General features: G+C 40.7%; 22 protein-coding genes. 6 read left to right on the forward strand and 16 right to left on the reverse strand.

The window, feature by feature from the left end:
- Positions 1–194: 194 nt before the first annotated feature.
- Complete coding sequence (gene mnmG, locus KVY11_RS05000) at positions 195–2075, forward strand: tRNA uridine-5-carboxymethylaminomethyl(34) synthesis enzyme MnmG (protein ID WP_218288313.1); 1881 nt, start codon at positions 195–197, stop codon at positions 2073–2075.
- Positions 2076–2124: 49 nt separating this feature from the next.
- On the opposite strand, the gene KVY11_RS05005 is transcribed toward mnmG, so the two are convergent.
- Positions 2125–3954: an SIR2 family protein gene (locus tag KVY11_RS05005; RefSeq protein WP_218288314.1), complete on the reverse strand. Its 1830-nt coding sequence runs from the start codon at positions 3952–3954 to the stop codon at positions 2125–2127.
- Positions 3955–4401: 447 nt separating this feature from the next.
- Positions 4402–5403: a YafY family protein gene (locus tag KVY11_RS05010; protein WP_029575055.1), complete on the reverse strand. Its 1002-nt coding sequence runs from the start codon at positions 5401–5403 to the stop codon at positions 4402–4404.
- Between the two features lie 239 nt (positions 5404–5642).
- Between KVY11_RS05010 and KVY11_RS05015 the strand changes: the two genes are divergently transcribed.
- Genes KVY11_RS05015 through KVY11_RS05035 form a run of 5 tightly spaced genes read left to right on the forward strand, consistent with a single transcriptional unit; the run spans position 5643 to position 9829 of the window.
- Positions 5643–7193, forward strand: a complete 1551-nt coding sequence (locus KVY11_RS05015) for a circularly permuted type 2 ATP-grasp protein (RefSeq protein ID WP_218288315.1) — start codon at positions 5643–5645, stop codon at positions 7191–7193.
- A 25-nt stretch (positions 7194–7218) separates the two neighbouring features.
- Complete coding sequence (locus tag KVY11_RS05020; protein ID WP_004982053.1) at positions 7219–7821, forward strand: alpha-E domain-containing protein; 603 nt, start codon at positions 7219–7221, stop codon at positions 7819–7821.
- The gene (locus KVY11_RS05025; RefSeq protein WP_010327041.1) at positions 7818–8597 is read left to right on the forward strand and encodes a transglutaminase family protein; all 780 of its coding nucleotides are present in this window, start codon (positions 7818–7820) and stop codon (positions 8595–8597) included. The genes KVY11_RS05020 and KVY11_RS05025 overlap by 4 nt, the downstream gene beginning before the upstream one ends.
- 24 nt (positions 8598–8621) lie before the next feature.
- On the forward strand, positions 8622–9356 hold the full coding sequence (locus KVY11_RS05030; protein WP_004696423.1) for a proteasome-type protease: 735 nt from the start codon (positions 8622–8624) through the stop codon (positions 9354–9356).
- Positions 9357–9403: 47 nt separating this feature from the next.
- Entirely contained in the window at positions 9404–9829 is a 426-nt protein-coding gene (locus KVY11_RS05035; RefSeq protein WP_218288316.1) for a BLUF domain-containing protein, read from the forward strand.
- Positions 9830–9861: 32 nt separating this feature from the next.
- Here KVY11_RS05035 and alr read toward each other — a convergent pair whose 3' ends face one another.
- From alr to ppsA, 14 genes are all read right to left on the reverse strand, one after another.
- Positions 9862–10932 (reverse strand): alanine racemase, encoded by a 1071-nt coding sequence (gene alr, locus KVY11_RS05040; protein ID WP_218288317.1) that lies wholly within the window; start codon positions 10930–10932, stop codon positions 9862–9864.
- A gap of 47 nt (positions 10933–10979) precedes the next feature.
- A complete protein-coding gene (gene dnaB / locus KVY11_RS05045) occupies positions 10980–12425 on the reverse strand; it encodes a replicative DNA helicase (RefSeq protein ID WP_004696432.1) in 1446 nt (481 codons plus the stop codon).
- Positions 12426–12698: 273 nt separating this feature from the next.
- Positions 12699–13145, reverse strand: a complete 447-nt coding sequence (gene rplI, locus KVY11_RS05050) for a 50S ribosomal protein L9 (RefSeq protein WP_004696433.1) — start codon at positions 13143–13145, stop codon at positions 12699–12701.
- A 9-nt stretch (positions 13146–13154) separates the two neighbouring features.
- The gene (gene rpsR / locus KVY11_RS05055; protein ID WP_004278792.1) at positions 13155–13382 is read right to left on the reverse strand and encodes a 30S ribosomal protein S18; all 228 of its coding nucleotides are present in this window, start codon (positions 13380–13382) and stop codon (positions 13155–13157) included.
- A gap of 11 nt (positions 13383–13393) precedes the next feature.
- Positions 13394–13780 (reverse strand): 30S ribosomal protein S6, encoded by a 387-nt coding sequence (gene rpsF / locus KVY11_RS05060; RefSeq protein WP_004696436.1) that lies wholly within the window; start codon positions 13778–13780, stop codon positions 13394–13396.
- A gap of 144 nt (positions 13781–13924) precedes the next feature.
- A complete protein-coding gene (locus KVY11_RS05065; protein WP_218288318.1) occupies positions 13925–14680 on the reverse strand; it encodes a DUF3142 domain-containing protein in 756 nt (251 codons plus the stop codon).
- Between the two features lie 7 nt (positions 14681–14687).
- Positions 14688–16802 (reverse strand): hypothetical protein, encoded by a 2115-nt coding sequence (locus KVY11_RS05070; RefSeq protein ID WP_218288319.1) that lies wholly within the window; start codon positions 16800–16802, stop codon positions 14688–14690.
- A 105-nt stretch (positions 16803–16907) separates the two neighbouring features.
- A complete protein-coding gene (cyoE, locus tag KVY11_RS05075; RefSeq protein WP_218288320.1) occupies positions 16908–17786 on the reverse strand; it encodes a heme o synthase in 879 nt (292 codons plus the stop codon).
- A gap of 10 nt (positions 17787–17796) precedes the next feature.
- Complete coding sequence (locus KVY11_RS05080; RefSeq protein WP_026056475.1) at positions 17797–18126, reverse strand: cytochrome o ubiquinol oxidase subunit IV; 330 nt, start codon at positions 18124–18126, stop codon at positions 17797–17799.
- Complete coding sequence (gene cyoC, locus KVY11_RS05085) at positions 18123–18725, reverse strand: cytochrome o ubiquinol oxidase subunit III (RefSeq protein WP_218288321.1); 603 nt, start codon at positions 18723–18725, stop codon at positions 18123–18125. The genes KVY11_RS05080 and cyoC overlap by 4 nt, the downstream gene beginning before the upstream one ends.
- Before the next feature lie 4 nt (positions 18726–18729).
- Positions 18730–20718, reverse strand: a complete 1989-nt coding sequence (gene cyoB, locus KVY11_RS05090) for a cytochrome o ubiquinol oxidase subunit I (RefSeq protein ID WP_218288322.1) — start codon at positions 20716–20718, stop codon at positions 18730–18732.
- 3 nt (positions 20719–20721) lie between these two features.
- Complete coding sequence (gene cyoA, locus KVY11_RS05095; RefSeq protein WP_004696450.1) at positions 20722–21795, reverse strand: ubiquinol oxidase subunit II; 1074 nt, start codon at positions 21793–21795, stop codon at positions 20722–20724.
- A 301-nt stretch (positions 21796–22096) separates the two neighbouring features.
- A complete protein-coding gene (locus tag KVY11_RS05100; RefSeq protein ID WP_218288323.1) occupies positions 22097–22864 on the reverse strand; it encodes an RDD family protein in 768 nt (255 codons plus the stop codon).
- A gap of 341 nt (positions 22865–23205) precedes the next feature.
- Positions 23206–25584, reverse strand: a complete 2379-nt coding sequence (gene ppsA, locus KVY11_RS05105) for a phosphoenolpyruvate synthase (protein WP_004982030.1) — start codon at positions 25582–25584, stop codon at positions 23206–23208.
- Between the last annotated feature and the right edge of the window lie 12 nt (positions 25585–25596).

A 25596-nucleotide genomic window follows, 5' to 3' on the forward strand; every position in this document is an offset into this window, starting at 1 on the left:
ACAAGGCTTTTCAGGTAACAAAACGCATCCTTTGTTGAGTTTTTGCTACTGCTCTGCAAGTAAAATTACATAAACCTAGCGCTGGCGCAGTAAGCACAGCACCGCATATACAATAAATTCCACGGAATCTGTGAACTTACAATCGAAAATTTGCTATAATCTTTCGTTATCATTTTTTAATCTCCTTTACCACTATGCATTATCCTAAAGTTTACGATGTCATTGTTATCGGCGGCGGTCACGCAGGTACAGAAGCAGCATTGGCTGCGGCACGTATGGGGCGACAGACTTTACTCTTAACTCATAATATTGAGACTTTAGGGCAGATGAGCTGTAATCCAGCAATTGGTGGTATTGGTAAATCGCATTTGGTGCGTGAAATTGATGCCTTGGGCGGTGCAATGGCATTGGCTGCCGATAAAGGTGGTATTCAGTTCCGTATCCTAAACTCACGTAAAGGTGCAGCCGTTCGTGCAACACGTGCTCAGGCAGACCGTATTCGCTATAAAGCCGCGATTCGTGACACTTTAGAAAACCAAGCAAATCTCGATATTTTCCAACAAGCCGCAGACGACCTGATTGTTGAGGGTGATACTGTAAAGGGTGTTGTAACTCAAACGGGTATTCTCTTTGATGCGAAAACAGTTGTACTCACTGCAGGGACGTTCTTGGGTGGTGTAATCCACGTTGGTCTTGAAAAATCAAGTGGCGGCCGTGCAGGTGATCCACCTTCAATTTCACTGGCACACCGTTTACGTGAATTGAATTTGCCAGTGGGTCGTTTAAAGACAGGTACGCCACCACGTATTGATGCGCGTTCGGTTGATTTTTCTGTGATGATTCCACAGCCGGGTGACTTCCCATCACCGACTATGTCATTCATGGGTGATGCGTCTATGCACCCTGAACAAGTGAATTGTTATATCACACACACCAATGAAAAAACCCATGACATCATTCGCGATGGTTTAGATCGTTCACCGATGTACACAGGTGTGATTGAAGGCGTGGGCCCACGTTACTGCCCATCCATTGAAGACAAAATTCACCGCTTTGCCGATAAAGACTCACACCAAGTATTCTTAGAGCCTGAAGGTCTAGATACACATGAGCTTTATCCAAATGGTATTTCAACTTCACTTCCGTTTGATGTGCAGTTTGAATTGGTTCGTTCAATTCGCGGAATGGAAAATGCGCACATTTTACGTCCGGGTTATGCCATCGAGTACGATTACTTCAACCCGCAAGCGTTGAAGTTTACTTTAGAAACCAAAGCCATTAATAACTTGTACTTTGCCGGTCAAATCAATGGTACGACAGGTTATGAAGAAGCAGGCGCACAAGGTTTGTTGGCAGGTTTGAACGCTGCACGTCGTGCGTGGGATCAAGAGCAATGGACACCAAAACGTGATGAAGCCTATATGGGCGTATTGGTGGATGACTTGATTACGCTCGGTACGAAAGAACCGTACCGTATGTTTACTTCACGAGCCGAATATCGTTTGATGTTGCGTGAAGACAATGCGGATCAACGTTTAACGCCAGTGGGTCGTGAAATGGGCTTGGTGGATGATGAGCGTTGGGCAGCTTACTGTGAAAAAATGGAAGCGGTTGAACTGGAAACAGGTCGCTTACAACACCTTTGGGCGGCACCAAACAACCCAATGGGCAAAAAATTTGTTGAAATGACGGGTGCAGATTTATCGAAAGAATGCTCTGCGATTGATTTGTTAAAACGTCCGAATATTTCATTTGCTCAAATTGCTGAGCTCACAGGTTCTGAAGTCTCTGCACAAGTGGGCGATCAAATTGAAATCGCGGTGAAATATGCAGGTTATATTAACCGTCAGCATGAAGACGTCGCGCAAATGAAGCGTTTGGAAGAAACTAAAATTCCTGCTGATTTTAATTATGATGTGGTTTCAGGCTTATCTCGTGAAATTACTTTAAAATTGAAAGATGTACGTCCTGAGACATTGGCTCAAGCAAATCGTATTCCGGGGGTAACACCTGCAGCAGTGCAATTAATCATGATTACGATCCGTAAAAATGCACAAGCGAAAAAATCTGCTTAATTTCAATATTCATTGAAGTGATAAAAAACCCGCTTAGGCGGGTTTTTATTTATGATGCTTTTTGGGTTATTTCTTCTTTTTCTTTTAAGCGTCCGAGAAGGTCTTTAAACCATTGTTCGTTACGAATATTGTCTAAATCGCTATCACTTGATAAGTGCGAAATTGAAGGAATAGTGTTGTGCTTCTCTGCGATTAATAATTTTTCTTTAGTAAATTCGTTCTGGTTTTTAATTGAAAAATAACAAGCAAAATTATAGGTTTCATAGGGATTAATTTCTAAAGATTTTTCATATTGCTCAAATGCTTTGTTGAATAATTTCTCGTCATTTTTCAATTTTGCTAAAGATGTAAGAGCAGCTCCATAATAATTTAGAACATCAGCATCATCAGGTTGAATATTTAAAGCTTTTTGATATTCGATAATGGCTTTATTAAATAGAGCTTCGTCTTGTTGAATTCTTGCTAAAGTTGAAAGTGCTATCGCATAATTCCTTAGAAAATTTAAGCTGTCTGGCTGAATGCTTAAAGATATTTCGAATTTTTCAAATGCTGTTTTAAAAAGGTTTTCATCCTTTTTTATGGATGCTAATCTTAAAATAGAAAGACCAAAGTTTCCTATATTATCGGCATTAAATGGTTGAAGCTTATAAGCTTTTTCATGTAATTCAAAAATCCTATTAAAGAGATTTTTATCATTCTTTGTATTTGCATAGTCTGAGAGACTTAATGCGTAATTATGAAGGCATCCGTAATGGCGAGTTGATATTGCTAAAGCTTGATCATAAATTCTATGGCTTTCTTCAAATTTCTCTTGATTTCTTAAGTAGCGTGCTTGTTGGTCGTATGCCCACATAATGTCATTAATAGCTTTTTCAGTAAGTCCTTTAGTTGTTTCTTTATTTGGATATTTGTGTATGACTGCAGTATATAAGCTTTTATTTAAAGGCTTTTCAGCTTGCTCTTTTAGATAGCCAGTTAGATTTTCAAGGATATCTAATCCATCACCCAATGGGTAGGGTTGTATATTTTCAAGTTGTTGGTCTAAGAACTTATAAGGATTTGAAAAAAGTTCTGGAGGAAAACATTCAAGTTCTTTTGCTAGTTGAATCAAAAAGTCATCAGCATCAATGCCACCAATATAATGTGTTAAATTATTATTCTTGTTTAAAAAAACTTTAACAGGCTCTACTTCAATTAAATCAAGATTTTCTTTTCGCCCTGTCCAAATTAAACGATGTTGTTCTGAATATTTTTTCTCAAGTAGGGGGAAAAATTCGTCAGCGTTACCACTATAACCAATAAATAAACTTGGATTGGAATTTAATGTTGAAGCAATAAAATCACCTAATTGTTCGGTATGCTTTAGTGTTTCTTCTTGAGTATTCAATTGAACAAATCCTGTGCCTTGCCCATGTAAGTGAACAATAGACGGATCGTTAATCAAATGATAAAGATGTGGGTTAGCAGTTGCAAAATCATAAATAGAAGGGTGTAAATCTAGAAGATTACAAGCACGTGACAGTATGCTATCAAAATTAAAGGTTAAAACACGTTGGATATATCCGCTTTGCATAAGACAAGCGAGCGCAATATGCGCCCAATTGATTTTTTTATTGTCGATAATATGTGGTTTAAGTAATTCCCTACGCTCAGATTTATCTAAAGCAGACATATACTTGCCGTAATTGAATTTGTCTTTTTTAGGGTCAATATTTTTGACTTGGATTGGGAATTTCTTACAAATCTCTTGAATAAGTTCTGTTGCAGTTGGAACGTCTGCTCTAACGGAGCAACCAGCACCCGTAAAGAATACATACGGTTTTTCATTTTCTTTGGCTTGCTTTAAAAGCTGTGCGACTTCTTTTACGTTAAAGCTCATGTTATTTAAGTTATTAAAATTGATGATTAATTTAATTATACGATAAATTTAAAACAGTTGAGATATTTGATTCAAGTTATCGGATTGGAGTCTTATTTAAGAGGTCTGCTTTTTGTTTTGGCAGATAAACAAAGCAAAATAGTTGTTTAAGATAAAAACAGATAAAAATAGCCAATCATGTTATTTCACAAAAGTATCGCCATCTTTTAAATTGATTTTACGTTCTTAACATGAGGTCAACACCATGACGATGAAATCGATCCGTTTTAACAGTGGAGAACTTGCATGCCAATGCTAGTTTGTATCAATCACCAAAAACAGCGCACTTATCTTGGTTTAGGGGAGGCATTAAACCAAGATGAGCAATGAAAACGACAAACCCAAGCAATTCAAATATCTAATACCAAAAAGACTGTAAAGCCCCTAATACTTGGGGCTTTTTTTATTTTAGTCGGTGATGGTCTGATTAACTGCATCACGAACTTCTTTGGGTTCAATGTGACTAATTTTATGCCCAAAACTACGTAACCACCACACCAGTTGATTGGTAAAAGGGACAGTAGCATGAACCAAGATTTGCCCATTTCCAAGCGGTTCTAAAACCTGATTGGTACTGAGTTTGGTTTCTTCCAAATACAGCGCATCTATTTCATTCATGGTCAGGGTAAGTGCAACGGTTTCTGTAGGTTTTGAAAAATCTACACGGAAACCTAATGCACCTGATTCGATGTATTCATCGATATCAAAATTGACTGGGTGTAAGGCACGAGTGTTTAAAACCGTCGCTGATTTGAAACGGTGCAGTGCAAAGGTTTGAATATCAGTTTTGTCGTGGCGGGTACAAATCAAATAAATAATTGCACCTTTTTGAACCAGTGCCAGCGGATTGAGCGTATAGGTTTTTGCTTCAGCCGCTTGGTTTAAGCCTTGATAAACGCATTCCAGCTGTTTGTCTTGGAGTAGTCCTTCATAGATGGCTTGTTGTGCTGTTTTCTCCACAATCGGGGGAATCAGTGGTTGTGTCGCAGGGACAATGCGTACGCGGTTAATCCATTGACGTACATTGTTTTGGGTAGAGAGGCTACGACGTGCTAAGTCAAACCATGGATTCATTTCTTCAATTAAGCTGGGAGGAAGAAGATGTTTAAGGTGTTCTTCAACCATCATAAACGTCACCGCCTGAGAGCTGGTCATGTGCGGTAAGCTTTGAATCGGAGCATCAGAACGCCAACGCCAGCCTTGAGGCACAGCCCCATTGTTTTCAATCGGGAAGCGTTGAGAGATTTGGTTTAAATCACGTTGAATGGTTCGCAAAGTAATATCGATGCCTTCACGTTGTAAAATCTCTTGCAGCTCTCGAGTGCCCATCCATTTTCCAGTGGAAAGGCGAGACAAAATTTGCCATTGGCGATAGAGACTATTGGACGTTTCTTTTTCTTGTATAGACATAGTTTAATAAAATTTAGGAGTCGAAATTACTTACTTGAATGTGAACACAATAAGAAAACTCATTCGTTTAAGCAAGCTTTGCTTGAAATTTTTCAGTTATATTTTTTGACACAACTTAATGCGAAATAGAATTGAAGCAATGCGTTTTTTATCGATTAATAAACAAAGCATCTTTAGAAATCCATGGCATAGATATTGCTACGTATGGGTTACATATCGATAACAATTGAGAGGTTTGTATGTTTAAAGAAGATAAAGATACAAATGTAAATACGATGTTGGACGGATATAAGCTTAACTCTCCTGTATTAAATCCGATTCACTCTCATGATCGTCTATCGAGCCAGTCTGTTGGATTGTTTCATCAAATGACCTCGAATTTCTTTAATGAAATGACAGATGACCAAGCGATGTCTGGTGAGGCTTGTGCGCGTATTGAGCACTGGTTGTCACAGCATAGTGTAGAAGAACTCGAAGAACTGAACCAAATTGCCAAACAGCATTTTTTATATGAAGGTATTACGTTTACTGTATATGGTGAATCTGAGGGCATTGAGCGCACCATCCCTTATGATTTAATTCCACGTGTGATCGCTAAACAACAATGGAATAAAATTTCCCTCGGTTCTGCACAACGTGTGCGAGCTTTAAATCTATTTTTACATGATATTTATCATCAACAAGACATTCTCAAAGCGAAAATTATTCCAGAGCTGCAAGTGTTGACGCATGAAGCTTATCAACCGCATATGTATGAACACCGTTTAAAAGGTCAGATTTATAGCCAAATTAGTGGAATTGATATTATCCGTGATGGGCAGGGTGAGTTTTATGTGCTCGAAGATAATTTAAGAACGCCATCGGGCGTATCTTATATGCTTGAAAGTCGTAAGATTAGTGAAAAACTCATGCCTGATTTGATGCAGAAGAACCATATTTTAGGCATAGAACAATATCCACAATTACTAAAAGAAATCTTGGCTGAAAATGCTTATGTCGATCAGCCTTTCATCGTGGTGTTGACACCGGGACGTTTTAATAGTGCCTATTATGAACATGCTTTTTTAGCCCGTGAAATGGATGTGCCTTTGGTGACATCGCGTGATTTGTTTGTAGAGCATGATAAAGTCTATGTCAAAACCATTCGTGGCCGTCAACGAGTAGATGTGATTTACCGCCGTTTGGATGATGCTTATCTTGATCCGCTGTGCTTTATGCCGAATAGCACTTTAGGTGTTGCAGGGCTGATGTCCGCTTATCTGAGTCATAACGTGGTTATTGCGAATGCACCAGGCACAGGGGTTGCGGATGATAAATCGATTTATCCTTATGTCGATGAAATGATTCAGTTTTATTTAGGTGAACAACCTATCTTAAAAAATGTTCCGACATATCAATGCCGTGACAAGCAAGATTTGGCTTATGTACTGGAGAACCTTGAGCAGTTAGTGGTCAAAGAGGCGCAAGGTTCGGGTGGGTATGGTATGCTGATTGGACCGCAAGCCTGTAAAAGTCAAATTGAGCAATTTAGAGATAAGCTCATGGCGACGCCGCATTTATATATTGCCCAGCCCACTTTAGAGCTTTCAGTTAGTCCAACCATGACTGAATCGGGTGTGTCCGAGCGTCATATTGACCTTAGACCGTTTGTGCTCAGTTCACCGTATCGTACCGAAATTGTCCCTGGCGGTTTAACACGTGTTGCGATGAAAGAAGGTTCGTTGGTGGTCAACTCATCCCAAGGAGGAGGAATTAAAGACACTTGGGTCGTGGAAAACTTACATTCATAAAATAAACAAATATGAGGGTAGAACTATGATTTTATTAAGCACCAATGCTGAAAATATTTTTTGGTTAGGGCGTTATTTAACACGTACTCAATATTTGTGTGCTCAGTTTCCTTTTACCCAAGACCAGCCTGCAATGGATTATGCGCATGCATTTTGTTTGCCTGCTTTTGATGCGTGCTCACTGAATGAGCTGATTTTAAACCCAAACAATCCTGCTTCATTTAACCAGCAATTTCAAAGTGCTAAGAGTAATGTACAAGACTTGCGCGGGATTTTATCTGCAAAGGCCTACGCGGAACTGAATCAATTTATCAAAAATGCCACTGAAAATACCGCCTACATTTGTGATGTGGTTGGAGAGTGTCAGGATGTACTTGAGTCTGAAGCCAGTGATGTCTTTTTATTCTTTAGTTTGGGGCAAATGATTGAGCAGCTTGACCGTCAAATTCGCCTAAAACAAGATGCACAAAATACTTTAGTTGAAATAGAAAACATCGTCATGTTGTTAAAAGAAATGGGCTGGCTAAATTTGGCACAGGCTTGGCTAGAGCTCAAATCGCAACCTGATGCGATGAATTTTTATCATTTTAGTGATTATATTCAACAATTGTTTGAGGTTGATGTATGAAACTTATGATCAATCATCAAACGCATTATCAATATAGTGAATTGGCGCTGAATAGCATTCAATATATCAAAATGACACCCACGAATAATTCACACCAAAAGGTATGTCATTGGCATGTGAGTGTGCCAGGAGAGCGTGAAGAAAAACGGGATGCCTTCCAAAATATTTGGATTACCAGTTCGCAACGTGAAGCCTATCAACAGCTGACCATAATGGCGCAGGGCATTGTTGAAATTAATAGCTTGGCAGAACATGGCATCCAAGATCGACTGAATCCCAATTTATTTTTACAGCCGACGCTCAATACCCAGTGCAATGCTGAAATGAAGGCATTTGCACATCAGTATGTGCCTGAGTTGAATCGGGAAAATTTGATGAAACTGTCAGAAGCAGTTTTAGTGCATATTCCTTATGTACCTGCCGAAACTTCGGTGTTAACTTCGGCAATTGATGCATTCAATGGGCAACAAGGTGTATGTCAGGACCATAGTCATGTTTTTATTGCTATGTGCAAGCATCTGGGCTTACCGGTACGTTATGTATCGGGGTATTTGCATGTGCCTGAAACTTCACACCTCGCCAGTCACGCGTGGGCCGAGGTATATATTGATGATGCATGGTATTGTTTTGATACCAGTAATCAATTGTTCAAACCACAGTCACATATCTATGTGGCCATTGGGCGCGATTATTGGGATGTGGCTCCCGTTCGTGGCGTACGTGAAAAAGGTGGGGTGGAATCGATGCATTCCATGGTACAAGTTTTAAGTTGTTAAGGTTTAGCTGAAAAAGGATGTTCTATGACCTATTGTTGTGCACTTCGTCTGCAAGATGGTTTGGTTTTTATAAGTGATACACGTACGAACGCAGGTGTAGACCATATATCCGTGTTTAGGAAACTGTATACCTTCGGTGTGGAGGGTGAACGCTTTATTGCGATTCAAACCTCAGGAAATTTAGCAACGACCCAAGCGGTGATTGGACATTTAAAAAATCATCTGGAGTTAAGCCAAGAACCGAATTTATATAGTGTCAATACCATGTTCGAAGCGGCTGAGTTGGTTGGACATACTTTGAAAAAAGTCTTGGCGGATATGGCGCCGGACACGCAGGAACAGAGTAATTACTACTGTAGCTTATTGGTCGGTGGACAAATTAAAGGGGCAGAAATGCAACTTTATAATATTTATCCGCAGGGGAATTTTATTTGTGCGACCAAAGATACGCCGTATTTTCAAATTGGTGAAAGTAAATATGGCAAGCCGATTCTAGATCGTGCATTACGGTATGACATGCCCTTAGACGAAGCGGTGAAGTGTAGTTTGATTTCTTTTGACTCAACTTTACGTTCCAATGTTTCTGTAGGTTTGCCTTTAGATGCTTTGGTGTATACAAGAGATAGTTTACATATTCCAGTGGGTAAGCGGATTGATGAAGAAGATCCGTATTTTTCAAGCATCAGTAAGCAATGGTCGGATACCTTAAGAAAAGGATTGCAAGAATTGGCAAAGCCGACGGATGACTATTTAGTATAAACGTGCTAAATGCTAAAAATAATGAAATCAATAAATTGGGGAAGTCTATGCAGCAAATTTGCTATGCAAGCACTTCAACTTCGGATCATGTACAGCTTCTTCAAGATGTTCGAGACATTTTAAGCGAAGCACGTGATTTTAATGCATTGCATAATATTTCAGGTGTTCTTTATTATGCAGATCAGCATTATTTCCAGTGTTTAGAAGGGGATGAAGCAGCTTTAGAATTATTAATGTCGAAATTATTGAAAGACCCTAGACATAAAGATATTAAAGTCTTTGAGGCGAAAACCATTCACGCGGCACATTTTAGAGCTTGGGGCATGAAGTATGTGCAACGTATGAGTAGCGTACATACCAAAATGCGTGAGATGGGTTTTGCAACATTTGAACCGCAGAGTATGAGTCAGCAACAAATTGATCAGCTGTTGCAAGACCTTTATGATGCCCAGTCTGATGAGAGTCTAGGTTGAAAAAAGCCCAAGTATAACTTGGGCTTTTTTGTTTAAATTTGCTTACGTGTAGGGCGATTGCTTAACCGACAAAGTAGCTCATAACCAATAGTTCCATTGGCTTCCGCAACATCGTCAACTAAGCGGTTTTTACCCCAGAGTTCAACCTTTGTACCGAGTTTGGCGTTTAAACCCGTCACATCGATCGCAATCATGTCCATTGCTACTCGGCCCACAACAGCTGCAGCCTGACCATTTATAGCAACATGGTTTTGTTTTGGAAATGCACGTGGGTAGCCATCTCCATAACCAATCGAAACAATCGCCAATTCAGTTTCTTGGTTCGCGACAAAATGCGAACCATAACCCACACCTTCACCTGCTTGAATGGTATTTAATGCAATAATTTCCGCCGTGAAGGTCATAACGGGCTTTAAGTCTAAGTCGTGTGCATTTTTATCGGCAAAAGGTGATGCACCGTAAAGCATGATGCCAGGGCGAACAAAATCAAAATTAAGTTCAGGCCATTTAAAAATAGCAGCTGAGTTACAACATGAGGCTAGAATTGGTGAGCACGCTTCTTTGATGTGTAGGAATTGCACACGTTGCTGCTCATTGAGTGGGTGATCCGCATCGGCATTGGCAAAGTGCATTGCTAGGACACATGTAAAGCCTTCTGCTTTCAATGTGTTGATGACAGCAATGATTTCAGCAATTTTAAAGCCTAAACGGTTCATACCGCTATTGAGTTTGACCCATACTTTAAGCTTTTGTGCGATATACGTGGTTTTATGTGCGATCAGCCAATCGACTTGTTGTTGCTGATGAACCACACACTCGATATTTTGCTCAATGACGGTTGGCATTTCATCTGCTGAGAAAACACCTTCAATCAGGGTAATCGGCTGTTTAAAGCCGAGTTCACGAATCTCTAGTGCTTCTTGTAAACAGGCGACACCAAAGGCATCGGTTTCACTTAAGGCTGCTAAACAGTCTTTGACTCCGTGTCCATAAGCATTGGCTTTGACCATGCTGACGATTTTCGCGTTTGGGGCAAGTTGTTTGACACGGTTTAAATTATATTGCAGCGCTTGGCTATCAATATAAACTGTTGCTTGACGCACCCTAATTACTCCTACAGGGTCATGGAAGGGCGACGATGAGGCTTTAATTATTCCTCATCATCGTACTGAGCATAAAACTCAGGGGATAAGTTACTAAAGCGGGTATATTGGCCTTCAAAAGCAAGTCGAACGGTACCAATAGGGCCGTTACGCTGCTTACCAATAATAATTTCGGCAGTGCCTGCTTCTTTGGATTCTTTGTTATAGACTTCATCACGGTAAATAAACATGATCAAGTCGGCGTCCTGCTCGATTGCACCAGATTCACGTAAGTCTGACATCACGGGACGCTTGTTGGGACGGTTCTCGAGGGAACGGTTAAGCTGCGATAGTGCAATCACAGGACACATCATTTCTTTGGCAAGAGCTTTTAAGCTTCGTGAAATTTCCGAAATCTCACCGACACGGTTATCACCCATGCCTGGTACTTTCATTAGCTGTAAGTAATCGACCATGATGCAGCCGAGTTTACCATCGTGCTGTTTGGCAATACGACGTGCACGTGCTCGAACTTCTGTAGGTGGAAGAGCAGAAGAGTCATCGATATAGAGCTTTTTCTCTTGCAGTTGCAAAATGGTGCCGGTCACTTTTGACCATTCATCACCATCGAGTTTACCTGAACGTAAATGTCCCTGATGGACTTTCCCGTAAGATGAAATTAAACGCATGGCGATGGAGTCGGCTGGCATTTCCATGGAGTAAACCAAGGCAGGTAAGTCATTATTAAACAGCACGCTTTCCACTAAATTCATGGCAAAAGTGGTTTTACCCATCGATGGACGCGCTGCAACAATAATCAAATCACCTGCTTGCATACCCGAAGTTTTATTGTCGAGTTCAAGAAAGCCTGTGGTTAAGCCTGTAATGCTGCCTTCCATTTGCGACAGCTCATTTAGCTTATCAAAGACATCGGCCACAACTGTATTAATGGCTTTAGGCCCTTGAGCTTTGGCGTTGTTATTGTGTTGTTCTGCCAAAGAGAAAATATTGGTTTCGGCTAAATCTAAAATTTCACTGACGTTACGACCTTTGGTGTCATAGGCATTTTGTAAAATTTCAGAGCTAACCTTAATCATGCTACGCAAAGTTGAAAATTCTTTGATCTTGGTGGCATAAGTTTCCATGTTATAGAAACTAGACGGGGAGTCTGCCATCAATTGCATCAGGTACTCTTCACCACCAACTGCATCGAGTAGGTTTTGTGTGGTGAGCCAGTCATGCACTAAAACCGCATCATAAGGTGAGCTGTCTTTGGAGAGTTGCGCAATCGCACGAAAAATATATTTATGGCGCGTCGCATAAAAGTCATTTTCAGTCAGTACATCGCCAACTTGTTCAAAGGATTCAGCAACCGTCATTAAAGCGGCAAGTACGGCTTGTTCCAATGCTAAGTTATGCGGAGGTGTACGGAATTCTTTCAGTTGCCCTGACTCATTCGGTTTATTGTCTTGTTTCGATGAGCTCTTTTGAGCAGTGGCATTCGCCTGTGACATATAACGCCCTGATTTTTAATACAGTAAGAGGGATAACTTAAGATAAATTTCACTGTAAATTTGGAAAAAATTACAGCCATTTAACTCTATGCACTTTATCAAAAAATGCAGCTGCTGTGTGCTGAATTCAAGGCTTATGGATAAAACCCATAATATTCAAATTTGGCATTTTGCGGGGCAGGCTGATGAAGTTTTAAGCTGAGCGAAGAAACTACTTTTTCATAGAGATAAAAAAAAGAGCATGCAAAAGCATGCTCTTTTTTTTGCAAGAAATTACTCAGATACGATAGTAACGAGAACTTCAGCAACAACATCATGGTGCAATTGGATTGCGATGTTGAATTCGCCAGTGTGACGAAGTGCACCGTTCGGTAAACGAACTTCTGCACGGTCAACTTCAAGACCAGCATTTGTTAACGCGTCAGCGATATCACGAGTACCGATAGAACCGAATAGTTTACCTTCGTCACCAGCTTTCGCAGTGATTACGATGTTAACTTCGTCTAATTGGCTAGCACGTGCTTGAGCAGCAGCTAAAACATCAGCTTCAGCTTTCTCAAGTTCAGCGCGACGAGCTTCAAAAGCAGCAGTGTTAGCTTCAGTAGCAGCTACTGCTTGACCTTGAGGGATAAGGTAGTTGCGGCCGTAACCAGCTTTAACTGAAACTTTATCGCCTAATTTACCAAGGTTTTTAATGCGTTGTAATAAGATAATATCCACAGCTCAACCTCACTTATGATTGTCAGTGTAAGGGATCAAAGACAAGTAGCGAGCTTGTTTAATAGCAAGCGCTAATTGACGTTGGTAACGAGCTTTAGTACCTGTAATACGGCTAGGAACAATCTTGCCGTTTTCAGTGATGTACTGTTTTAAAGTGTCGATATCTTTGTAGTCGATGTACGTAACGTTCTCAGCTGTAAAGCGGCAGAACTTGCGACGACGGTAAAAACGTGCCATTGATGTTCTCCTTATGCTTCAGCAGAGTCTTGAGCTTGTTGTGCTTCTTCACGTTGAGCTTTACGCGCACGTTTTTCTTCAGCACTCTTAGCCAATAGTGACTCTTCAGTGATAGCGTTCTCACGACGGATGATAAGGCTACGAATAATTGCATCGTTGTAACGGAACAATTCTTCTAACTCATCAAGAGTAGTTTGACCACACTCAACATTCATAAGAATGTAGTGAGCTTTGTGGATCTTGTTGATTGGATAAGCCAATTGACGACGGCCCCAATCTTCAAGACGGTGAATTTGACCTTCAGCTTCTTTGATGTGAGTTAGGTAGCGTTCTACCATACCAACGACTTGATCGCTTTGATCAGGGTGTACTAAAAGTACGATTTCGTAATGACGCATTGTCAGCTCCTTACGGTTTAAACAGCCCCTAACAAAAAAGTTGTTAGAAGCAAGGAGTCACAACCTAGGTTGTGTCGCATTAGATGCGAAGGGGGAATTTTAGAGACTTTGCTCGCCAAATTCAAGAACTTCTCTTAAAAAGCCCTAATTATTTTGAGGTTTTGAGCGCAAAAGGAATACGACATAGCCTTTAAAGTTTGTATCATTTTCAAGCTTTGATGGTCTATTCCACTGACCATGTTGAACAATGCCAATTTTGTAAGGCAGTTTCAGTGCTGAAACTTTTTTTAAATAAGCTGCATAATTGGGTAGGGTAGTTGAGCCTTGATAGGTTTGAATGACCAACTCATCGATGGTGTTATTCAGGAGGTTTAAAGTCTCTTGGTTTGTGACATTGGTCCAGTCCATTAAACCCGTGATACTGAGTTGATAGTGCTGCGGTAATTGTTTTCTTAATTGACTCAAGAATAGGGCATATTGGTGAATATGTCTGGTTTTGGCATCGAAATCAATTTGTATGCCTTGAATATGATTCCCTGCATTTTCCCATTGCTGAACGCGTTTTAGAATGTGTGTAAGCTCTTGGCCATTCCAGTTTAAATGATAATTACGAAAAACCAGCCACACCTTTTGCTGAGGAATCGTTAAAACGCTTACACCTTGCGGTATGAGCTTAGAGTGATGTGTTTGGGAATCTAAACGGATCTCACCTTGTAAAACATAAATTTCTTTAGCCGCATTTAGGTAAGGGGCAGATGAAATATTGCCCCAAATCCAAAATGCATCATAGTCTTCGGCATTTACCCGACTAGATGTTGAAGCTGACTGACTCGGCTGACAAGATATGATGCTCAGCATACAGATCAATGTCATAACAACTGAAAAAATCTGCTTCAACATATACGTCTTACCAGTAATACTTTAAAGATTGTGCCCAAGAGGTACTTGGATAGTCGCGTTTAATGTGGTCGAACCATTGTTTACGGGTGGATTTTTCAACTTCTGCATCCTGACAGTCATTCATCCCGCTTGGTGAATAACACATGATTGAGCGATAAAGCGCATAAGCTTTTAAATCGGGTACAGAACTGGATTTGATGATGTCTTTATACACTTGACCACGGGCAAAAATTGCACCTTGGAAGCTAGCAGTTTCTTTTTCTAAAGCGGTGACATAGCTTATGTTGTAGCCTTGGGTCGAGCGTGCATATTCGCCCAAACAAAGTCGGAGCTTTAAATCTTGAGGTGAATTTTCAAGTTTTTGAGTCAGACTGAATAAATCAGGGCATTGAATCTGTGGCGTGATTTTTGTTCCCGCCCAAATGAAATCACTAAGGGGCGGTTGGTTTTTATAATTTTTATATGTTTCTGAGTCATATTTATACTTCGCGGCATCTTGTGGTAGCAGTACAAAGGCTTGATTAAACAGTTTAAAGTTCTGATGTACCAATGACTTTTGCAAAGTTTTATATAAAGCTAAATTTTTTTGATCTGTATTTGATGCTTTGCTCTGTACAATTTGCATTAAGCTTTTTTCATTGGCTTCATTTTCAATAAAGCTTTTTTGCAATGAAGCTTGTTTGATTTTAGCATTTGAACCGATAAAGGAGCTGGCATTTTGCTGTTGGGTATAATGTGGATATAACATCAGCTCAAATAAGCCACGTTGTTCAACTCCTTTTGATTGACTAAGTAAACCTTCCCAATACTGCTGTGCATTTTGAGTTTGTCCGAGTTTCTCTAGAATACGACCTTTTAACAAGATTTGACTGAGTTGAAGGTAGCTATCAATTGAATTAGAGGAATGTTCTGGCAAATATTTTAAAGCTTCGGCTGGTTTGTTTTGCACAAAGAATAAGTGATTGGCTTGTAGGTATTGGAACAGTTCTGGCTGACTCTTAAATAGTGTTTTTTGGTTGTTGAGTTCAGACCAGCTTAAGACTTTATCTTCTGCCGATGTTGCCTGACGCATTTGCATTAAGTCTGAAATAGCCAGAAAGAACGGATCTTTTAGATTTTTTGGATTGAATGAGCGGCTTTGAAAAACATGGCGATCCATTTCGAAGGCTAGATTATCGAGCTCTAAATTATAGTATTTGGAATCAGGATGATTGATTTGCCATGCGAGTTCGTTGGTGAGGAGTTCGGTATTTCCACTCAGCCAATAACAACGACGTAGTAAACCCCGTGCACTTGCAGCATATTTTCCCTCAGGAAAGCGTTTGAAGTAGGTAGTGATATGCTCATAGGTGTTTTTGAGTAAAGTCTGATCTACTTTATCGGTTGTTAAGTCGCCATATTTACCGACACCCGACTGATAGCTTTCATTGAGGCTGCTACGAATCAGCATATATTGCGATGTTTCTTTGATCCAAGGCTGATCAACCGTAGTTAATACTGAGTAAATTTTAGTAGCTATGGAAAAGTTACTATTATAAAAGGCAATGGTTGCATTTAAATAAGACGCATACTGACGTGCTTGTATAGACCAGTTCGGATTGACTTGGATGAGGGCAAGATCACGGTCGCAGGCCGAGATATTTTGTCTTTCTTGAATTAGTAAATCTTTTTCCGCTTTGCTGAGATTTTTGTCGGCTTTCACCTGCTGGGTAAATTGATCCGCACCATTGTCTAGGCTACTACAATGTTCTTGGTAAGGCGTCTTTTCATTGTTTGGTTTTAATCGGGCATTCGGTCGTTTATTGGTTACGCCTTCAAACAATGTTTTAGCCGCAAATGGTACGTTGCTATATTCAGTTTCCCAAAGCGGATTATCTGGCTGATTAAAATTCAATTTGGCCAAACCCATGTCGCTCAGAAGTAAGAGCATATTGGTTTGATTGTCATTGGCGGGCGTGAGCGCAGGCAAATTGTCACAGGCTTTATAGGCATTGGTTTGAATGTTGGTCGATGGGTAGCAATAAACATCGAAACCAGAAAAACTGTGCGTGCTATAAGCAAGAGTGATAGGGAATAGACTAATAAAAATAGATTTTTTAAAAAATTGTGATGGCATTTTCATTGCAGAGCATAAGTTATTGTTGTGTCTGCTATGGTAACAATTTAAAGACTAGACTTAAATATTGAATAAGTTGAAATAAAAAAGATAGAGAGAACTCTATCTTTTTTAAAACAGCGGCAAATGTGGAGCAGGTGAGACATAGCTAAAACTAAAACTAAAACTTAATGCAGTAATTAAAATCACTGAATATAAGAAATAGCGTTTTGCCCAAACCTGATCATTTTCAGCTTTAAAACCAATGATTGATAAATATACCCAATAAGCACAGAGTGCGTTAAAGGTGATAAGAAAAAACATATTGGTATAGCCAAAACAATACAAACCATTTAACACCGCAGCAAACAGCAAGACATAAATCAAGCTTTCAACTTTCGTGCGGAAAATTGAACGTGCTACAGGTAAAATTGGAATGCCTGCACTTTTATAGTCGTCAAAGCGGTATACCGCAATTCCCCATGAATGAGGCATTTGCCAAAGTGCATATGCTAAGAAAAGCAACAATGCGGCAACATCAAATTCATTGGTCACAGCTGTATAGCCGATCACTGGTGGACTAGCACCAGAAATACTTCCAATCACGGTTTGGTGAATGGATGTGCGTTTGCTCCATAGACTATAAAAAATCACATAAACCACAAAACCAAGTACAGCAAAGCCAAAGGCGTAGGCATTAACAAAGAACCAGAGTAGGGCGAAACCTAATATTCCAAGCGCAGCAGAAAATGCCAAAGCTACGGAAGGACTGATGGTTTTTTTTACTAATGCGCGGTTCATCGTCCGTTCCATCTTTTGATCAATATCTTGATCAATGACGTTATTGACGACACAGCCAGAAGCAACAACCAGTGTTGTACCGAGTAGGGTGATGAGAAGGAGGAGGAAATCTACAGACCCCTGAGCGGCTAAAAAGAAGCCGCCCAGAGTGGTAACGAAGTTACCAAAGAGAATTCCTGGTTTAGTCAGGAATAAATACTTTTTCAACATGACGATCAGTTTAGATCATCATGTTGTAGTGTAAGTAGTTCATAATCCATACAGAGCCGACTAGAAGTACAGCAATACAAAGTACTGTATAGATAAATGCAATCACGTTCCAACGTTGCTCTGAAGATGAGTTCATGTGCAAGAAGTAAACTAATTGAACTAGAACCTGAGCAACCGCTGTAATTGCGATAACGGCCATAACAATACCGCGGCCAAAACCACCAGCCATTACCATACCGAATGGAATTACGGTCAGGATAACTGAAAGGATAAAGCCGATCGTGTATTGCTTGGTGTTACCGTGTGAAGCACCAGCTGAGTTATGATCGTGACTCATTATAGAACTCCCATCAAGTAAACTACGCTGAATACACAGATCCAAACGATGTCAAGGAAGTGCCAGAACAAGCTTAGGCAAGCAAGACGACGAGTGTTTGGAAGAGTCAAACCATTTTTCTTGATCTGAATCATCAAAATGATCATCCATACCAAACCTGAAGTTACGTGAATACCGTGCGTACCTACTAAAGTAAAGAACGACGATAAAAACGCACTTACGCTTGGACCGTGGCCAGCATGAACTAAGTGATTAAACTCATATAGTTCCATGCCGATGAATGAAGCACCGAATAACCAAGTGATCGCTAACCAAGTTAAAACTTGGTTGACGTTCTTTTTGTATGCAGCAAGAACCGCAAAACCAAAAGTTACAGAAGAGATCAAGAGAGCGAAAGTTTCAGTTAAAACGAAACCTAAAGACTCACCGAATAATTCTTTTGCACTTGGTGTACCCATAGGCACATGGCTACTTAAAACAGCGAATGCAATGAAGAGTGTACCGAATAGAATCAAGTCACTCATCAAATAAGTCCAAAAACCAAAGACGGTGATGTCAGTATCATCGTGTCCGTGGTTTTCGTGATGAAGTACGTCAGCCATTGTCTTAGTCCTTCTTCAAATGTTTTTCAAGAATCGCATAACGTTCATTTTCAATACGCTCAACTTCAGCAGCAGGAACATAGTAGTCCACTTTCTTCGTAAACGAAGACGCGATGAAGCTGATAATAGCAGCGATGAACATCACAACAACTAACCACCAGATATGCCAGATTAAACCAAAGCCCATAACAGTAATGAACATGGCAATCACAATACCAGCAGCACGATTCGTTGGCATATGAATGTCTTCGTATGAAGTAGGTTTCGCATATGCTACGCCATTCTCTTTGTCATTCCAGAACGTATCAATACCATTGATTGTTGGAAGGTGAGCAAAGTTGTAGAACGGAGCAGGAGACGAAGTCGCCCATTCAAGTGTACGACCATCCCATGGATCGCCTGTAAGGTCGAGGTTGTCGTTGCGTTGTAAGTAACCAACAACAATCTGCATAACGAAACATGCAATACCAATCGCGACTAACACAGAACCGAAGAATGCAATAGCAATGTACGGATCCCATTCAGGGTTGTCATATGTATTCAAACGACGAGTCATACCCATGAAACCAAGGATATAAAGTGGCATGAATGCAAAGTAGAAACCGAAGAACCAGAACCAGAACGCAGCTTTACCCCATGCTTCATTGAGCTTCCAACCAAACATTTTCGGCCAGTAGAAAATGATGCCGGCAAACATACCAAACACCACACCACCGATAATTACGTTATGGAAGTGAGCAATCAAGAACAATGAGTTGTGTACAAGGAAGTCCGCAGGTGGGACCGCCATTAATACACCAGTTAAACCGCCAATACCGAATGTTACAAGGAAGCCAAGCGTCCATAACATAGGAGTAGTGAAGGTGATACGACCCTTATACATTGTGAATAACCAAGAGAAGATTTTCACACCTGTAGGAATCGCAATAACCATGGTCATGATACCGAAGAACGCATTCACGTTCGCACCAGCACCCATGGTGAAGAAGTGGTGAAGCCATACTACGAACGCAAGTACTGTGATCGCAATTGTTGCATACACCATTGATTTGTAACCGAACAACGTTTTACGAGAGAACGTTGAAACAACTTCAGAGTAAATACCAAATGCTGGTAATACTAAGATGTAAACTTCTGGGTGACCCCATGTCCAAATCAAGTTTACATACAACATTGGGCTACCACCCATGTCATTTGTAAAGAAGTGGAAACCGAAGTAACGGTCAAGCGTTAACATCGCAATTGTTGCTGTTAACACTGGGAATGACGCAATGATCAATACCGCAGTACACAAAGATGTCCAAGTAAAGATCGGCATGTCCATAAGTGACATACCAGGCGCGCGCATTTTAATGATGGTAACGAAGAAGTTAACACCCGTTAATAGCGTACCTAAACCTGAAATCTGAAGTGCCCAGATATAGTAGTCCACACCCACGCCTGGAGAGTATTCGATACCTGAAAGAGGAGGATAAGCCATCCAACCTGTTGCAGCGAATTCACCAATTGCAAGAGATGCCATCATTAAGCCTGCAGCACCAGCAAATAACCAGAAGCTTAGAGAGTTTAATAATGGGAAGGCAACGTCACGTGCACCAATTTGAAGTGGTACAGAGATGTTCATTAAGCCAACAACTAGACCCATTGCTACGAAGAAGATCATGATTACACCGTGCGCGGTGAAGATCTGATCGTAGTGTTCTGGGTGTAAATAACCTTCACCGCCACCTTTTGCAAGGAACAGTTGAAGACGCATCATAATCGCATCAGCGAAACCACGCAAAAGCATGATGATCGATACGAAAAGATACATGATACCAATTTTTTTATGGTCCACTGATGTGAACCATTCGTTCCACAAGTAGCCCCATTTTTTAAAGTAGGTAATACCAGCAACAACTGCGATACCACCTAAGATCATCATTGCAACTGTGACCAGTACAATTGGATCGTGCGGAATAACGTCCGGACCTAACTTACCTAAGAAGCTCATGTCTTATTCCCCTACAACTGATGAAGCAGGTTCAACAGCGGCATGTGCTTCAGATGAAGCAGCCCCGTGAGCACCCGCAGTCGCTGAGTGATCAGCACCGTGATAGTTGCTCATATATTTGCTGATGACTGACTTAAACAAGCCTTCCTCTACAGAAGAGTAGTAAGTCACAGGGTGTGGCTTAGTTGGATAAGGCTTCATTGCCTCAGCAGCAGCCTTCTCTTCAGGAGTTTTTGCTTTTGAAATCAAAACTTCAATTTGGTGTTTACCACGGTTACCGTCACGTAAAGACTCAAATTCAGCTTGATCTAAAATTGTTTTTTGTACAGCTTTAGGATTAATGCTTGTACCGTTACCTGCTTTAACTGCAGCAACCCATTCAGCGAATTGAGCGTCAGTTACAGAGTGAGCACGGAAGCGCATTTGCGAGAAGCCGTAGCCTGAATAGTTCGAAGAGAAACCGCGGTAGCCTTCAGCTGGGCTAGTTCCATCTGCTAACAAATTCAAGTGCGTTTGCATGCCTGCCATTGCATAAATTTGACCACCTAACGCAGGGATGAAGAAAGAGTTCATCGTGAAGTTAGAGGTAATTTTAAGTGCAACTGGAGTTTTTTCAGGGAAACGAATTTCGTTAACCGTCGCAATGTTAAGATCAGGGTAAATGAAGATCCATTTAAACTGTTCTGCAATGACTTGAATATTTACAGGTGCTTTATCAGATTCGAGTGGGCGGTAAGGGTCATACTTGTGTGAACCCCACCAAGTTAACCAAGCCAGAATACCAATAATAATGACAGGAATACCCCAAACTACAATTTCAATTGCAGTAGAGTGTGCCCATGTAGGTTTATAGTCTGCATCTTTATTCGACGCGCGATATTTCCAACCAAACCATAATGCCATTACGACTGATGGAATAACCACCAATAGCATTAAATAGATCGCAGTCATCATTAAGTCAGATTGACCTTGTGCAACTGGACCTTTTGAGTTTAGAAGTACCATATCACCACCACACCCAGTTAAGAGCGCGGCGATCGCAGATAAAGACAATACAGCTAAAATCGTTTGTCTCATTTTACAACCTCGGTGAAGAGTCCCATTCCCTAATAAAATTGGGATAGCGATTAAAGTGTCGCATGATTGAAAAGTTTCTTTTTAAGTCTAAAAACACTTCTCAATCATAAGACACCGCTACGTTGTAGGGCATTATGCCTCATATCGACAAACTAAGCTATACGTAAAGATGCTTTAAATGACTGTTATAAAAACCGATTTTTTCACTCGGAATTTTATAATTTATTTAGGGATTTATTTTGAATATCAATAAACTGCGGAAAACTGAGGTGAGCCAAACCTCAGCTTAAATATGGTCAAATTACTGCTTAATGACCTTAGTTTTCGCCAGCTTATCGTGCAAAGTTTGACGCTTTGAAGTTAAACCAAAGACGTGATCGATGATGGTAATAAACGGCATGAACAGCATATTGAGTACAATAAAGACAACACTGCGTAATGTGAATACACGTAAAAGGCTGACTTTTTCGTTGGTTTCAACGTCTACAATTTTAATTTTAGTGATTTTTTTGCCAATACTTTGACCATTTTTTGCTAATAAAAAGGCCTGAATACCGAGCATAATCAGCAGGTAAATGCCCATGGTGGTCCATGCTTCAGTTGGAATCAAACTGAACAGTTGTGCTTGCAGCTCACTGGCCTGAGTTGCTGTGGTGGCCGCTTGCATTTTTTGCTGAATTTCAGTCAGTTCACCAAATTTATCTGCTTGTAAAAAGAACGAGGGGATAGCAGCGGCAGGGAGCCAAAGAAGTAAATCAATGACTTTGGCTAAGACACGTGTGCCTATTGATGCCAGTTCCGGTTGAGCAACTTTCGCCGCTGTACGGTTTGGTTGTGAAAATTGATTTGGCGTATGCATTGGCTCAGGAATAGGGGGCTGAGGTTGATAACCTACAGGTTCATACGCCAGTTTTCCTTGGGTGAGTTCACCTAAAGCTTTCCATTCAGGCATACCCTGATGCCAAACTAAATCCGTCAATAAAACTTGTTGGCTTGCGAGCATCTGATTCAACTGCTCTAAGGTATATGGACCGGCTTGTTGATTATTTCGTGCCAAGTAAATCTGCATATAAACTTAATCTCAAAATATAAATTGGGATATTCAAATAATAAATGTATTTGTTTCAGATGAAAAACAAATAAAAAATCTATGATAAAACATGCGGATAGTCTAGAGAATTTCAAGCTGAAATTAACCAAAACTACACAAAATGCAGGACAGTGTAGCAAGGATTATGCTGCTTCTTCTAGCTTTATCGTAATGCGATCTCTTCTCAATCAAGATGTTGCTGCATGAGTATCAAACTTAGTCTAAATTTTTGCATCAATATGCTTGTTTTAATGCGGATACGTTAAAAAAGTGGATATAAAAAAGACCCACAAAAGGGTCTTTTTTATCAGATCAAAAAGTTAAGCTTTTTGAACTTTTTCTTCTGCAAGGAAGAACCAAGTGTCTAATACTGAGTCAGGGTTAAGTGATACAGATTCGATACCTTGTTCCATAAGCCACTGCGCAAGATCTGGGTGATCTGATGGGCCTTGACCACAGATACCGACGTATTTGCCTGCTTTACGGCATGCATGAATTGCCATAGAAAGAAGTGCTTTTACGGCTGGATCACGTTCATCAAATAAGTGAGAAACAATACCAGAGTCGCGGTCTAGACCAAGCGTTAACTGGGTTAAGTCGTTTGAACCGATAGAGAAGCCATCGAAGTGTTCAAGGAACTGTTCAGCTAATAATGCGTTTGTTGGTAACTCACACATCATGATCACTTTCAGACCATTTTCACCACGTTTCAAACCGTTTAACGCCAATAATTCAATTACACGTTTTGCTTCATGTACAGTACGTACGAAAGGAATCATGATTTGAATATTGGTTAAGCCCATTTCGTCACGTGCTTTTTTCAACGCGCGGCATTCTAATTCGAAGCAGTCACGGAAGTTGTCAGACACATAACGGCTTGCACCACGGAAGCCCAACATTGGGTTTTCTTCTTCAGGTTCGTATAACTTACCACCGATTAAGTTTGCATATTCATTTGACTTAAAGTCAGACATACGAACGATCACAGGTTTGTCTGCAAATGCTGCAGCAAGGGTAGAAATACCTTCAACCAGTTTTTCAACATAGAATTCGATTGGAGATGCATAACCCGCAGTACGTGCCATTACCGCAGCACGTGTTTCACGTGGCAAGCTGTCAATGTTCAACAATGCTTTAGGGTGGACACCGATCATACGGTTAATGATGAACTCAAGACGTGCAAGGCCAATCCCTTCATTTGGAATTTGTGCAAAGTCAAATGCGCGGTCAGGGTTACCGACATTCATCATTACTTTGAACGGAAGCTCTGGCATAGATTCGATTGAATTGGTTTGAATCTCGAAATCTAAAGAACCTTCGTAGATGAAACCTGTATCACCTTCTGCACATGAAACAGTTACTTCTTGGCCGTCTACTAGAACTTCAGTTGCATTACCACAACCGACAATTGCTGGAACACCCAGTTCACGTGCAATAATCGCTGCGTGACAAGTACGACCACCACGGTTAGTGACAATTGCAGCGGCACGTTTCATCACTGGTTCCCAGTCTGGGTCAGTCATGTCAGAAACCAGTACGTCACCGTCTTGTACTTTGTCCATTTCTTTAATAGACGTAACAATGCGTACTTTACCAGAACCGATACGTTGACCGATTGAACGGCCTTCACAAATCACTGTGCCTTTTTGCTTCAAAAGGTAGCGTTCCATGGTACCGACGTTTTCACGGCTCTTCACTGTTTCAGGGCGCGCTTGAACGATATAAATTTGACCGTCATCGCCATCTTTTGCCCACTCGATGTCCATTGGAGAACCATAATGGTTTTCAATGATCAGCGCTTGTTTTGCAAGTTCTTGTAGTTCGTGGTCGTTTAATGCGAATTGTTGACGCTCTTGTTTTTCAACATCAACCACAACAACTGATTTACCTGCAGAGGCTTCTTCGCCGTAAATCATTTTTTGGTGTTTAGAACCTAGATTACGACGGAGGACAGCGTGCTTGCCTGCATTTAAAAGTGGTTTAGATAGGTAGAATTCGTCAGGGTTTACTGCACCCTGAACGACCATTTCACCCAAACCATAAGATGCAGTGATGAAGACTACGTCACGGAAACCTGATTCAGTGTCGAGTGTAAACATTACACCCGCTGCACCAGTTTCAGAGCGAACCATACGCTGAATACCAGCAGATAAAGCCACAACATCATGCGCAAAGTTTTGGTGTACGCGGTAAGAAATTGCACGGTCGTTATACAGTGATGCAAATACTTCTTTGATCGCGATCAATACGTTGTCGATACCACGAATGTTTAAGAAGGTTTCTTGTTGGCCTGCAAAAGAAGCATCTGGTAAATCTTCTGCTGTCGCAGAAGAACGAACGGCAACCGCGATGTCTGGGTTGCCGTTTGAAAGCTCTGCAAATGCTTTACGAACTTCTTGTTCGAGTTCTGCCGTAAGTGGAGTATCTACAATCCATTGGCGAATTTTCGCGCCTGTTTCAGCAAGAGCATTTACATCATCAACATTGAGGACTTTTAACTCTGCATTGATTTTAGCGTTTAGGCCACTTTGCTCGAGAAATTCACGATATGCTTGAGCTGTAGTAGCAAAGCCACCTGGTACAGATACACCTGCATTTGATAGGTGGCTGATCATTTCACCTAAAGATGAGTTTTTCCCACCTACAAGTTCAACGTCGTGTTTCCCTAATTTTTCTAGACCAATTACGCGCGCTTCCAAAGTTGTTACTCC

Source organism: Acinetobacter sp. CWB-G5 (assembly GCF_019209785.1).
Lineage (GTDB): Bacteria > Pseudomonadota > Gammaproteobacteria > Pseudomonadales > Moraxellaceae > Acinetobacter > Acinetobacter johnsonii.